The organism is Pelomicrobium sp., from assembly GCF_036803785.1.
In the GTDB taxonomy this organism is placed as follows: Bacteria; Pseudomonadota; Gammaproteobacteria; order Burkholderiales; family UBA6910; genus Pelomicrobium.
Genome location: NZ_DAIRTR010000002.1, coordinates 1 through 13,357, shown reverse-complemented (window position 1 = coordinate 13,357; position 13,357 = coordinate 1). Strand labels below are relative to the sequence as shown.

Genomic DNA, 13,357 nt, shown 5'->3' with positions numbered 1-13,357 from the left:
GGTACCGTGATGTGTTCTCCTAGTGACGTCTATAGTGCCCACGTGTATGGCCATTTTTTATCCCGTTGTTCAGCCCTGCGCGCCGCCCGATAGCGTAACCTTGGCCGCCGATTTAGCCGACCAGCCGACCATGCCGGTAACGATCTGTCGCGGTTCATCGTGGCGGCCTTTGCCCTTGAAGAGCCCTGCACTGGCGAAGGCATGAATCCCGCCCGCCCGCTCACTCGGGTTGCGCTCCGCAGCGATGTAATCCTCAGTGCCCGTAACCTTGGGGTTCTCCGTCCAAGCGCTACCGGTGATCGGCGGCCCTTCCACGCGGCCCTCGCCCGTGACACGCGTGCGCGCTGCGCGTTCGCCTTTCGCACGCGGGATAAAATGAAACTCTTGGTTTCCGGTGATTTTGCCTTCGCCCACGGCAAATGATCCAGTGATACGCACCTCGGCACTTGGGGCCTGCACCACCTCGGTGCTGGCACGGAGTTGCGCTTCGCGCTGCGGCGAGCGCACGCTGAAGCGTCGGTTGATACGCTCAAGTACGTTTAACTTAAAATCCTCTTCGATATCTGCGCGGTAATATGGCGTTCCGGTAATAACGCGCTCAGCACCACGGTGCGTACCAGTGACGCGTTCCACATGCAGCGGCGTGTCACCAGTGACACGTGTGCCTCGTGCGTATTGCGGTGCTACACGACTTGTAGCCTTCTGCACGGCGTCATCGCCGCAGTACGTTTCGTATTGCTCTGGCCCGACATACGGCGTACCTGTGATCGGCGCGCACGCTCCTGGCTCATCACCAGTTACTTTTGGGTTATGCTCGACCTCTACACCAGTGATGCGCTGCCTGTGCCACGTCTCGGCAACTTTGACTTTCTCACCGCTCGCCTGTGGAGGTATGGCACCGCACAGTCCTTTGTATTGTTCAGCGCCGATGTATTCGTCACCGGACACGGCGACACACGTGCCTTCTTCGGCTATCCCGGTAATGGCTCCGGGTATGTTCAGCCGCTGGCCGATCTGGGTGCCGCTCACGCGGGTGCCGGAAAGCGTGTAACTTATACCGACCTTAGGCGCACCTTGAACCGGTGTTGCGCACAACGGCTGTTTCGCCGCCGGCGTCAGATACTGATCACCGGTGATCCGGCGGCACGCACCCGGTTCGTCGCCGGTGACGCGCTGGCTGCGACCAAGAGCAGTGCCAGTAATGATTCTGCCTCCTTCGGTGACCTCCATGGCGGCACGACGCGGCTGCTCGCGTGTACGCGACCCAGCCGTCTTGAGCGAACGGCCAAGGTTTGTACCGAACACCGAATGACCATGCGGGTTATGCATGCGCTGGAATTGGGTCTCGGTATGAACCCCTTGTTCCGGACGCGGCGTCAGGTCATCGGCCAGTTCTTGATCGGCCTCGCCGGTGATCCGCAGCGCCGGGTTCGATTCGTCACCGGTGATCTGCACCTGGCTACGCACCTGGGTCCCAGTAACCACTTGCCCTCCCGCGGTGCGGGCCGCGCCCACCTTTATGCCACCGAGACGCGGCATGTAACCGCCCTCGAGCCCGATGTACTGTGTTCCAGTGACGGGCAATGTGGCGCCTGGCTCGTCGCCTGTGACGTTGGCTCCGCGTCCGATACGCAAACCCGTTACTTTTTGGCGCTCATATGTCAGCGAATCCGCGACCTTCGGTGGATACACAAGCAACTGCTTTGGACGCACGCGCCCGCACGGGCGCGCGGGCGGTGAATCGCCGCGACCATTCTTCGCGCGTTCTGCACGCAGCGCACGGGCTGCTTCTCGACAAGAACCGTCATTGCAGGAGACGGATCCTGCATTGGGGAGGCTCTCTTGAACTGGAGTCATGCCGGTAAGGGCCGAAGATGCACCCTGCCCTGCAGCACTCTGCCATTGCTTCAGTGCCTGCTTGCCTTGGCTTAAACTGCGACGGCGCGCCATAGACAGCGCGCGTCCCGTTAGACCCATGTTGAAGTTTGTCGCAGCGATCGACGGCTCGCTGTACGATACTGGCTGCGGCACGGACAGCGGCTGCGCAGGAAGCGCCGTGGCCGCTGGTAAAACCGCCGCTGTGCGCTCGCCGATGCGCGTGCGCTCAGTTGGCGGCGGTAGTGCGCTCTTGCCTTGCGACAGTGCTGCACGCCGCGCGCGAGAGGCAGCACGACCGGTAAGATCGTGGGCCGTCTCGACTGCCATCGTGATCGCTTGCTGCATGGCTTCCCCTTTTAGCTCTCGGCTTAAATTAGACCAGACCCTATTTCAGCGACCGCCGCGATAGACAATGAATGCGGTCCCCTGACTCTGGGCGTAGTTGTCATAGCCGATCAGCCGGACCAGATGTCCTGGATTAGCGCGGTGGCAAGCCTCGAGTTCGGCCATGATTTTTTCAACCGAGGTTTCACCGAAGAACGGCAGCTTCCACAGATACCAATAGTGCGAAAACGCTTTTTCTGGTTCAGTATGCTCGATCGCCGGGTTCCAGCCCTGGCTCACCAGGTACGCGATCTGCTTACGCACCTTCTCAGGCGTCATAGGCGGCAGGTACGAGAAGGTCTCACCCCGGCGCTCGGTCGGCTTGTACGGTTGAATCTCTGGCATATCGGTATCTCCCAAATCGCTTGATAATAGCCGCCTGCGGCACCAGCCCTCATTCAGGCGGCCGCTCGCTTCTGCACGTCGAGCTTATCCACGACATCGAACTCGAACTTGATTTCTTTCCAAGTCTCCATGGCGATTTTCAGCTCGGGGCTGTGCTGTGCAGCTTCGGTGAGAATCTCCTTGCCCTCACGCTCGACGGCGCGTCCCTGGTTACGTGCCTCCACGCAAGCTTCGAGGGCCACGCGGTTGGCATGCGCACCTGCGGCGTTGCCCCAGGGATGACCGAGTGTGCCACCGCCGAACTGGAAACAAGCATCGTCGCCGAAAATCGCAACCAGCGCTGGCATGTGCCAGACATGGATACCGCCTGAAGCCACCGGCAGGACACCTGGCATAGAGCCCCAGTCCTGGTCGAAGAAAATGCCACGGCTGCGATCTTCAGGGATGAACGACTCGCGCATGATATCAATCCAGCCAAGTGTAGCTTGGCGATCGCCCTCGAGCTTACCGACCACAGTGCCCGCGTGCAGGTGATCGCCACCGGATAACCTCAGGCACTTGGCGAGCACGCGGAAGTGGATGCCGTGGTATGGGTTGCGGTCGATCACTGCATGCATGGCGCGGTGAATGTGCAGCAGCATGCCGTTTTGGCGGCACCAGTTGGCGAGACCCGTGTTGGCGGTGAAACCGCCAGTTAAAAAGTCGTGCATGATGATGGGCGCGCCCAAAGACTTGGCGAACTCGGCGCGCTTGTACATCTCTTCTGGCGTCGGCGCGGTTACGTTCAGATAGTGTCCTTTGCGCTCTCCTGTCTCAGCCTCGGCTTTTTGCACCGCTTCCATCACGAACTCGAATCGGTGGTTCCAGCGCATGAACGGCTGGCTGTTGATGTTTTCGTCGTCCTTGGTGAAGTCCAATCCGCCGCGCAGACACTCGTACACCGCACGGCCGTAGTTTTTAGCCGACAGCCCTAGTTTCGGCTTGATTGTGCAGCCGAGGAGCGGCCTTCCGTATTTGTTTAATCGGTCGCGTTCGACCTGAATACCGTTCGGCGGGCCGCCGCAAGTCTTCACGTAGGCGATCGGGAAACGGACATCCTCAAGGCGAAGGCTGCGGATCGCCTTGAAACCGAACACGTTGCCGACCAGCGAGGTCAGCACGTTTACTACCGAGCCTTCCTCAAACAGGTCGATGGGGTAGGCGACAAAAGCATAGAACGCACTCGGGTCGCCCGGCACCGGTTCGATCCGATAAGCACGGCCCTTATAGTAGTCGAGATCGGTGAGGAGATCCGTCCACACCGTTGTCCAGGTACCGGTCGAGGATTCGGCCGCGACCGCCGCGGCAGCTTCCTCCGGCGGCACGCCAGGCTGGGCGACAACCTTGAAGCAGGCCAGCAGATCCGTGTCGAGCGGGACATAGTCTGGTGTCCAATACGCTTTGCGGTACTCTTTGACGCCTGCTTGATAGGTTTTCTCTGCCATGATCATCTCCTGATAGGAATTGACTGCTGCTCGCTCTGCGCCGCTGACGTACGCTGGAATCTGCAATGTGGCGCGTCGCACTAGCCAGTGCGATCGCTCGCGAGATCCCCTGCCTCGCAGCTGCTCGAATCCGAGCGAACGTCCTTCTACGCAAAAGGTAGCGGCCGAATCCATCAAAAGGAAATAGATATTTCAAATGTAACTTATAGACTCTAACAGTCCGCTGAAGAATGGCTTATGAAGCAGCCATTTCGGTGTCTCGTCGAGCGCGGCGCTGCGGAAATGGTCGTCGCTGCGAGCTTCTTGTGCTCGTTCATGACTGATTTGTGCTCGATTCGCGCATTCCGGGCAAACTTATCCGGTGCTCGGTTACACCCAGGCTATGCGCAGCAGGTTATAGACGGCAAGCTGGGTTTTGGCGATGCCGACGAAGCGGCTCTCTACTCAAGCCACTCACGGTCTTCATCCCGCCGGAGACCTCCTCGATCCTCTTTCGCTTTCTTTGGCTGGTGGCGTAGCGCTGATGCCGTGTGGTGCGTCAGTCCAGCCCCTGGGCGGCTCGGCCCTCGAATTCTTGCAAAGTGCGGGGAAATACTACCGCTTCTGAGCAGCGCAACGAGCCCTTTGTGGAAGTAGCCCTATTCCGGGAGACTCGCATCGATGATTGCGATTTCCACCAGGAAGTTCGCTGCGGTTCTCCCATGGGCGCGTGCGGGCCGAAGCTGAGCTTGGCTTCGTGGGCTGGGCTAGATGGGTATGTGGCGCTCGATCTCTTCTCGCCGCGGAAGTCCACCATGCCAGTCCCCATCAGGCCCAGACTTCGGGAGCATGCCTTCCTTGCGCTTCAGGCGCTTGAAAGATGCCCAGGACTCAATGAGCGTGCCGTCCACCGTGAAGTGTTCATCAGAAAGCGGCTTCTTAGCCTTCTCCTGCTACCAGCGAAAAAAGCAGGTTATCGTCCGGCATCTCGCAAAACAGCCGGTCCGAGTGCACCGAGTAAAAGGCAATCAGGAGCGTTGCCTTGAGAGCCGCTGCGGCGCAATGGAGGAAAGGCCCCAGCGTCGCATACAGCGCATCGAACTGCGCGCTCATCTCATCCAGCACCGCATCGGCTTGCACCTTCACCCAGCGCAAGGGGTAATTAGCCGCAATCTGCTCCTCGACCGAGAAGTCATTGAACAAGGCACCTTGGGAATCAACCTGACCGTGCATTCTTCTCCTCCCTCAAACGGCGTTGACCGCTATGACAGCGCGGCGCGTGGATCATTCGGGGGATTTTTTAACATCCTGCCAACCCGTCTGAAGCCTAGGGCTTGGAACTGACGCTCTTTTATCCAAGGAGGCTTCGTTCGTCAGACCATCCGGTCAGCATGATGCTTTTGCCCAAAGATTGTTCTTTTGCTAAGTGACATAGAGCCACGTAAATCGACTGCATTGCGAATATCTATTTCATCGTTTGAGCAAAAACACTTAACTTAAAAAAATGTTTCATCCAGACCGCAGGCTCCGATCATGTCTGCCCTGTCCAACCTGTTGATTCCCGCGGTAATGTTTTTTGCGCTCGGCTTCATCGCTCGCCTGATGCGCTCGGATCTTCGCTTTCCTCCCGATCTCGCGAAAATGCTCTCCATTTATCTGCTGGTAGCGATCGGCATCCATGGCGGCTATGAACTCGGCAAAGCCGATGTGCTGACGGCTATTAACGCAGTCTTTTGGGCTATCGTGCTAGGCGTTGGCCTGCCGATCGTCGGTTATGCGATTTTGGTCGCATCGCGCAAGGTTGATGCGCTGAATGCGGCCGCCATTGCTGCGCATTATGGATCAGTGAGCGCTGGCACTTTCCTGACAGCGATAGCGTATCTTCAGAGCGCGAAGATAGAGTACGAGAGCTACCCGGTCATTATGCTCGCTGTGATGGAATCACCCGCTATCGTAATCGGGCTACTTCTCGCTGCTTGGACGCGTAGGAAGATGCAGATGGCATATACACTCGCCGTAGACAGGGCAGCAGCAGATAACGACCCTAGTTATTACACGTCTGATGCCGACGCCGCCAAGGGGACACAAAATGGCTCTAATCATCTCGGTCATATCCTACACGAGGCTTTCACTAATGGCAGCGTTGTGCTGTTGATTGGCTCTATGGTGATCGGCGCCATTGCCGCGCCCAAAGGGCTTGAGGCGATCAAGCCGTTTATGAATGACATATTCATGGGCGTCCTGTGCTTATTCCTCCTAGAGATGGGTCTAGAGGCAGCACGCCGCATCGAAGAGTTCAGCCGCGTCGGGCTAGTGCTCGGAGCGTTTGGCATCCTCATGCCCTTGGGCAGCGCGCTCATCGGCGTCGGAGTCGGTCACTTCGCGCTCGGCTTTGGCGTGGGCGGTACCACGCTCGTGGCGGTGCTTGCAGCAAGCGCTTCTTACATTGCCGTGCCCCCCGCCATGCGCTTGGCCGTACCCGAAGCCAACCCTTCGCTTTACCTCACGCTTTCGCTTGGCGTCACTTTTCCGTTCAACGTTGTTTTCGGAATCCCGCTCTATCACCACATTGCCACGCTGGTGGCAGGGAGTTAAGCTATTACGGCACTGTGAGACCGAACCATGAAGCCCATCGAATATAAAAGGCCGCTGGAATATAAGAAACTGCTGACCATTATCGCTGCCCGAGAGCTCGAGAAGATGATTATCGAGGCAGCGCGCGGGCGTGGCGTAGGCGGCTATACAATTGTGGAGGCGAGTGGCGCCGGGGCTTCCGGTATCCAAACGGGCATGTTCGACGTTGATTCTAACATTCTGATTTACATCATCCTCTCAGAGGCGCGGCTCCTCAAGTTACTCGAGGACCTCGACGACATGATGCGTCGCGGCCACCGACTTAAGGCCATCGTCTCAGACATCGCTATCCTTCCGCGCAAGCCTTACGGTACCTCTACCGCACGCTAGCTGGAACTTTACTCCGTTGCCCCCCGGCCCCAGGGTCGAGTGCCTGCAATTTTTGTAAAAAGTGTCTTTCGGAGGATGTGGACAACATTGCCCAGCATCATGAAATACCCTCCCTTGCTGTGTACAGCTTATGGTGGGGAAAACAAGCCGGGTCAAAAAACGCCTCTGATCCGATCCTCACGGAAGACCCCAAGAACACGATCAAAGATCGCTCTTCGACACCCTGTGTCGGAGAAATGCTCGTCGTCAATAAAAAGTTTACCCTTCAGGGACGTCGTGGCAGTGCTTTGAGCGGCGCTCTGGCGTAAGGCTGGCCAAGTGGCCCGGAGAAACGCACGCCGCCCTGGCTAGCCGCTACTGCTGGTCAGGGGGATGGCATGCGCCGTGGTGCCGGACCTGCAGCTGCTACCTACTGCATGCCGGGTAACGAGCCGGCGGAAGCCTCGTTAGGGTGCCCAAGAGTAGGCACTCAATCCTACCGTATCATCAAATAGATAAAGCAAGTTTGGCGTGAATCCGGCGTGGATTCAGGGCACGGCTCCAAAGTCAAACTTTTTTGGTGATGACGCCGCACCTCTTTTCTCTTGTGCTGCAATCTACGCAGTCTCTCCTGGTATCCCTTCTCCGTGAGTCTGCGGCGCTGATATTGGCGCCGGTGGGTGGTCTTTTGCTCATTCAATCCCCGAAGCAATTGGGCACTCTCGAGGGACGGTCGGCGCGGCGCGGCATTTTTCGGGAAAGCCCCCGAGTTTCACGTCAACGGACGAGACGATGGCTTCGGGGAGGCTGCGCTCACGACCGAAAGCATCCGCTTCGTCCGCGGTAGCACGCTGATACTCAGTGCGACCTCTCCCCTGCGTACGCGCCGCAGAGGCGAGTCGGTAGCTCGCGGGCCATCTCACCTCAATTCTCTGGCTTGCGTGCTGGCAACCGGTATACCGATTAACCCCCCAAGCTAGGCACCGAGCGCGGCCATCCCATAGAGATTGCTTGATAAGTGTAATAATGATTATTTATTTTTACGTGGCGCCACGCCGTCTTAGGATTTGGGTATTAGGATCAGTGAAGATGCCTGCAACCTCGAATGTTCCCGGGGTCATGACACTCCAGTGTTACCCCGAGCGATACCTACGACGAACTATCTAGCACATGGCGCGCGCTAACATCGTAGGAATGCTCGCTCGGCACGCGACGCTGCGCCAGCTGCAGGTGTTTGAAGCAGTGGCGCGCCTCGGCAGCTTCACGCGCGCAGCCGAGGAGCTTTTCCTGGCGCAGCCGACTGTGTCCATGCAACTCAAGAAACTTACCGATACCGTTGGACTACCGTTGTTGGAGCAAATCGGTATTCGCATTCAGCTGACAGATACTGGCCGCGAAGTGTACGCCGCTTGCCAAGAGGTGTTCCATGCGCTCGCCAACCTCGAAATGAAGATCGCAGACCTGAAAGGCGTGAGGTGTGGGCATCTGAGGCTAGGGGTTATTACCTCTGCCAAGTATCTCGCACCGCATTTGCTCGGCCAGTTCGGTCGGCTCTACCCTGGCATCGATTTCGCCCTCAAAGTCACCAATCGTGAGCGGCTGCTGGAGCGTATCGCCAACTACGAAGACGATCTCTACATCCTTGGCCAGCCGCCGCAAGGGTTCGACATCGTAACTTATCCTCTGGTACCGAATCCCCTCGTGGTCATGGCAAGCCGCAACCACCCCCTCGTCGGTATACCGAACATTCCGCTCAAACGACTGCTGCAGGAGCCGTTCATCATGCGCGAGCCGGGCTCCGGCACGCGGGATGCTTTGTTACGTCTATTCGAATCCGAGGGTCTCAAGCCGCCTGCGGGACGCATGGAGCTTGCCAGTAACGAGGCCATCAAGCAGGCAATCGTGGCAGGGCTCGGCATCTCCGTGCTGTCTCTGCATTCGCTCGCCCTGGAGGGCACCTCCGGACCAATCGCCGTGCTAGACGTTCAAGGTTTCCCCATCCAGCGGCACTGGTACCTTGCGCACCCTAAAGGTCGTAAGCCCTCGCTGGTAGTGCAGGCTTTCCTCGATTTCGTCAAACAGGAAGGATCTCGCATCGCCGAGAACCTCGAGCGCGAAATCGCCAAGATTCAGCGCCTGCGGAGCTCCCGGTCTGCGAAAGCAACAAGCCGCGCAAGTGCTTAGGGTTTTGTACCCCTGGCGTCGCAAGCGGGCTGCAGGACCCTAATGAGCTCTCTTGTCATCTATTCTTTTTATCTTACAAGCTCTTACGAGTAGACCTTGGTGTTCTGCTCGGTCCAAAACGCGCACGAGTGCCCCCTTCTCGATATTTCTGACGACTGTCGGATTTGTCCTGATTTGCCCATGTTTATATCGATGAAAGGCAAGCGTCTTCTGAACACGTGCCCGTTTCCCAGTCTCAACGCATCTGAAGCGTACTGCGGTGCCCTTAAATGAGTCACTCATGTCGCCCTCATGCCTATGCAGTGGTCGCTTGCTGTCCAAAAAGGGGCCGAACCGCTCGGGCAACTGCCTTGGCCAAGGTCAGTTCGAAAAGGTTATGATGAGAATGCATGATCAAACCGGCGGTACGCTGAGCAACGCCAGGAAAACGCCAGCGTCGTCCGGGACCGCTTCTGCAGATTGTACAGAGCGGCAAACGGCTCGCTCACCAAACCCGCAGGACTTCTTTGTGGGTAAAAAAGTTGATGCATTGCAGGGCCGCCAGGCTGGCCAAGCTCATGCCCAGGGGGCGGGCAAACATACGGGCAGATGGGCATTGCTCGGAGCTGGACCTTGCGTCGTGTCCGTACAGCCCATCCATTGAGCCAGACCAGCGCAGTGCAGTAATGTTCATGACAATACAAGCGGCCACGATCTCTTCGGTGCCATCAAGAAGGACGGAGCGAAGACACGGCTCCGGGTCTGGGTCGCAGCAGGTGAAAGCTCTGTCACGGGCCTAGCGTGCTGTAGTCTGGGGGGGCGCCCTGATACCGCTTCTCTAAATCCCCATAAAGCCTGCTTGTGCCTCCTCGCCTTACCCCGTGCCGCAACAACCAGGTCAACGCTTCTGCTTATCATGGCGCCGACGGAAACTCACACGAGGCTTAATAAAGAGTATGAGTTGACGTATCTGTGCATTTTCATCACCGAATCGCTTACTAAAAACCATTCCGGAAGAGCCGTGAACCAGATTCCTATTGGCCAAACAGCACATCACTTCAACTTTATTTCTACAATGTCCTTTTATCCGCTATCTTAGCCGAGTCGCCAACTCTTACGTCAAAGCCTGCGCAGGTATATGCAAAGACGCGAAGTAGCGCCGCATTTAAGCTGAATGGTTGTAGGCGACGTGGGCTGAACATTCGCCTTGATAGAAAGCAAACGCGGTCACTTGATCACCGGCGGCGTCTCGAAGCTGTGGTAAGGCGCCGGTGTGGGCAGTGCCGTCCACTCCAGGCTGTCTGCCCCTTCCCACGGCTTCTCGGGAGCCTTCTCACCGCTCCTGATCGCCTTCAACACGATGTACAGGAACAGCACCTGCGACAGCCCGAAGCCAAAAGCGCCGATGGAGGACATCATGTTGAAGTCGGTAAACTGCAGGGCGTAGTCGGGAATGCGCCGCGGCATGCCCGCAAGGCCCAGGAAGTGCTGCGGGAAAAAGGCCACGTTGAAGAAAATGATGGACAGCCAGAAGTGCCACTTGCCGAGCCGCTCGTCGTACATGCGCCCGGTCCACTTGGGCAGCCAGAAGTAGATGGCAGCGAAAATGGCGAACAGCGAGCCAGCCACCAGGACATAATGAAAGTGTGCCACAACATAGTAAGTGTCATGAAGCTGAATATCCACGGGTATGATCGATAACACAAGACCGCTCAAACCCCCAATCGTAAAAAGAAATATAAAACCCAGAGCAAAGAGCATGGGCGTCTCGAAGGTGAGCGAGCCGCGCCACATGGTGGCGATCCAGTTGAACACCTTCACCCCCGTGGGCACAGCGATCAGCATGGTGGCGTACATGTAGTAGAGCTGCGCCTCCACCGGCATGCCCACGGCGAACATGTGGTGCGCCCACACCAAGAAAGAGAGCACCGCGATGGAAGCCGTCGCGTACACCATAGAGGTGTAACCGAACAATGGCTTCCGAGAAAACGCTGGCACCACTGTGGACACGATCCCAAAAGCAGGTAATGCCATGATGTACACCTCCGGGTGCCCGAAGAACCAGAAAATGTGCTGGAACAGCACCGGATCGCCACCGCCGGCCGGGTTGAAGAAGTGGGTGTCGAAGTGCCGGTCGGTGAGCAGCATGGTCACCGCCCCGGCGAGCACCGGCATAACCGCAATCAACAAATAAGCGGTAATCAGCCAGGTCCACACGAACAGGGGCATCTTCATCAGGGTCATGCCAGGAGCGCGCATATTTACCACCGTGGTAATGATATTGATGGCCCCAACAACGGAGGAGAGCCCCATCAGATGAATGGCAAAGATTGCAAGGTCCTCGCTCAAGGGCATTTGGATGGCCAGCGGTGGATACAAAGTCCAGCCTCCCGCCGTAGCTCCTCCAGGAAGAAACAACCCTGCCAGCAGAAGCAACGCCGCCGGCGGCAGCAGCCAGAAGGACCAGTTGTTGAGCCGTGGGAAAGCCATGTCCGGCGCCCCGATCATCATGGGAATCTGCCAGTTCGCCAATCCAACAAAAGCCGGCATGATAGCGCCGAAAATCATGATGAGACCATGAAGGCTTGTAAGTTGGTTGAATAGCTCCGGCCGTACCACCTGTAGCCCAGGCTGCAGCAGCTCAGCGCGGATGGTCATCGCAAATATGCCCCCTACCAGAAACATAATGCTGCTGAAGACGAGGTATAGAGTGCCGATATCCTTGTGGTTGGTGGTCATCACCCAGCGCAGAAGGCCACTCGGATGATTTTCGAGCCTGTGGACATGAGTTTCAGCGTGTCCATGCGCGGCTGCCATGTGCGGTCTCCTTTTCCGAGCGCGAAGACGCTAGCTGCTGCGTAAGACAATCGAGAACAGATCCATTGCCCGAGGCTTTTTTTCGCAGCGCGCGCTTCGCTTCATTAACTTCCTCATAAACCCTGTGGAAATCAAAGAGCTGCCATATCGACGTGCTAACTTCTAAGCCATCTCCGCAACGATCTGTTTTCTGTTGCGTATGAGCTCTCGTACGACGTCTGGGTCGGCAAGTGTTGAAACATCACCAAGGTCGTCGTGCCGCCCTACAGCAATCAAGCGAAGGATGCGTCGCATGATTTTGCCCGAGCGCGTTTTGGGCAGAGCGCCGGCCCACTGTACGTGATCAAGGCTCACAATGGGGCCGATTTTCTGGCGCACCCATCGGTCAAGCTCGTCGCGGAGGGCATCGCTTGGCTCCTCTCCGGATTTGAGGGTGACGAAGGCGTACACTCCTTGCCCCTTGAGCGGATGGGGAAAGCCCACGACGCCTACCTCAGCGACCTTCGGATGAGCGACGAGTACGCTTTCGATCTCGGCGGTGCCGAGCCGATGTCCGGAAACGTTGATCACATCGTCAATGCGTCCAGTGATCCAGTAGTACCCGTCCTGATCACGACGTGCGCCGTCGCCCGTGAAGTAAAGACCCGGATATGTGCTGAAATAGGTGTTGACGAACCGCTCATGATCCCCAAACACGGTGCGCATCATGCCGGGACCGGCATCGCGCAGACAAAGGTGCCCTTCGCACTCTCCTGTGAGTTCTTTACCATCTTCACCAACGATCACCGGCTGCACGCCAAAGAAGGGTAGTGTGGCAGATCCCGGTTTCGTGGCCACCGCGCCCGGAAGAGGAGCGATCATGATGCCGCCCGTTTCGGTTTGCCACCAGGTATCCACGATCGGGCATCGACCCTCCCCAACCACGCGGTGGTACCAACGCCAGACCTCAGGGTTGATCGGTTCTCCGACCGAGCCCAGGAGTCGAAGTGATTTGCGGCTCGTCTTCTTCACCGGCTCCTCCCCGTAGCGGATCAAGGTCCGAATCGCGGTAGGGGCGGTATAGAAGATGCTTACCGAGTGCCGGTCCACCACTTGCCAGAAGCGCGAGACATCCGGATAGGTGGGAACGCCTTCAAACAGGACAGTGGTCGCCCCGTTGGCGAGGGGGCCATAGACGATGTAGCTGTGGCCGGTCACCCAGCCGATGTCAGCCGTACACCAGTAGATGTCATCATCGTGGTAATCGAAGACCAGAAAATGACTGAGTGAAACCTGCAAGAGATAGCCGGCCGTCGTGTGGAGTACCCCTTTGGGTTTGCCCGTGGAGCCTGAGGTGTACAGGATAAAAAGGGGGTCTTCTGCAC

At 57.6% G+C, this 13,357-nt stretch carries 8 protein-coding genes and 1 pseudogene; 3 read left to right on the top strand and 6 right to left on the bottom strand.

From position 1 onward, the window contains the following. Positions 1–69 precede the first annotated feature (69 nt). The 4 genes and pseudogenes from V7Q81_RS00390 to V7Q81_RS16050 form a co-directional block, all read right to left on the bottom strand. The gene (locus V7Q81_RS00390; RefSeq protein WP_333839226.1) at positions 70–2,223 is read right to left on the bottom strand and encodes a CsoS2 family carboxysome shell protein; all 2,154 of its coding nucleotides are present in this window, start codon (positions 2,221–2,223) and stop codon (positions 70–72) included. A gap of 45 nt (positions 2,224–2,268) precedes the next feature. Then, a complete protein-coding gene (locus V7Q81_RS00385; RefSeq protein WP_333839225.1) occupies positions 2,269–2,607 on the bottom strand; it encodes a ribulose bisphosphate carboxylase small subunit in 339 nt (112 codons plus the stop codon). A 53-nt stretch (positions 2,608–2,660) separates the two neighbouring features. Then, positions 2,661–4,091, bottom strand: a complete 1,431-nt coding sequence (locus V7Q81_RS00380) for a form I ribulose bisphosphate carboxylase large subunit (RefSeq protein WP_333839224.1) — start codon at positions 4,089–4,091, stop codon at positions 2,661–2,663. 369 nt (positions 4,092–4,460) lie between these two features. Beyond that, positions 4,461–5,303: pseudogene (locus tag V7Q81_RS16050) on the bottom strand (IS5/IS1182 family transposase). Between the two features lie 300 nt (positions 5,304–5,603). Between V7Q81_RS16050 and V7Q81_RS00370 the strand changes: the two are divergent. The 3 genes from V7Q81_RS00370 (at position 5,604) to V7Q81_RS00360 (ending at position 9,197) form a co-directional block, all read left to right on the top strand. Then, complete coding sequence (locus V7Q81_RS00370; protein ID WP_333839220.1) at positions 5,604–6,665, top strand: sodium-dependent bicarbonate transport family permease; 1,062 nt, start codon at positions 5,604–5,606, stop codon at positions 6,663–6,665. A 27-nt stretch (positions 6,666–6,692) separates the two neighbouring features. Then, positions 6,693–7,034, top strand: a complete 342-nt coding sequence (locus tag V7Q81_RS00365) for a P-II family nitrogen regulator (RefSeq protein ID WP_333839218.1) — start codon at positions 6,693–6,695, stop codon at positions 7,032–7,034. A 1,149-nt stretch (positions 7,035–8,183) separates the two neighbouring features. Beyond that, complete coding sequence (locus V7Q81_RS00360; RefSeq protein ID WP_333839215.1) at positions 8,184–9,197, top strand: LysR family transcriptional regulator; 1,014 nt, start codon at positions 8,184–8,186, stop codon at positions 9,195–9,197. A gap of 1,206 nt (positions 9,198–10,403) precedes the next feature. On the opposite strand, the gene ctaD is transcribed toward V7Q81_RS00360, so the two are convergent. Then, positions 10,404–11,993, bottom strand: coding sequence for a cytochrome c oxidase subunit I (gene ctaD / locus V7Q81_RS00355; RefSeq protein WP_333839213.1), 1,590 nt, complete (start codon positions 11,991–11,993; stop codon positions 10,404–10,406). A 162-nt stretch (positions 11,994–12,155) separates the two neighbouring features. Next, positions 12,156–13,357 (bottom strand): acetate--CoA ligase (locus tag V7Q81_RS00350; RefSeq protein ID WP_333839211.1); only part of this gene is annotated, 1,202 nt, incomplete at its 5' end.

Coding starts and splice junctions, on each gene's coding strand:
- ctaD (WP_333839213.1), bottom strand. CDS start 11,993: ATGGCAGCCGCGCATGGACACGCTGAAACTCATGTCCACAGGCTCGAA.
- V7Q81_RS00360 (WP_333839215.1), top strand. CDS start 8,184: ATGGCGCGCGCTAACATCGTAGGAATGCTCGCTCGGCACGCGACGCTG.
- V7Q81_RS00385 (WP_333839225.1), bottom strand. CDS start 2,607: ATGCCAGAGATTCAACCGTACAAGCCGACCGAGCGCCGGGGTGAGACC.
- V7Q81_RS00370 (WP_333839220.1), top strand. CDS start 5,604: ATGTCTGCCCTGTCCAACCTGTTGATTCCCGCGGTAATGTTTTTTGCG.
- V7Q81_RS00380 (WP_333839224.1), bottom strand. CDS start 4,091: ATGGCAGAGAAAACCTATCAAGCAGGCGTCAAAGAGTACCGCAAAGCG.
- V7Q81_RS00365 (WP_333839218.1), top strand. CDS start 6,693: ATGAAGCCCATCGAATATAAAAGGCCGCTGGAATATAAGAAACTGCTG.
- V7Q81_RS00390 (WP_333839226.1), bottom strand. CDS start 2,223: ATGCAGCAAGCGATCACGATGGCAGTCGAGACGGCCCACGATCTTACC.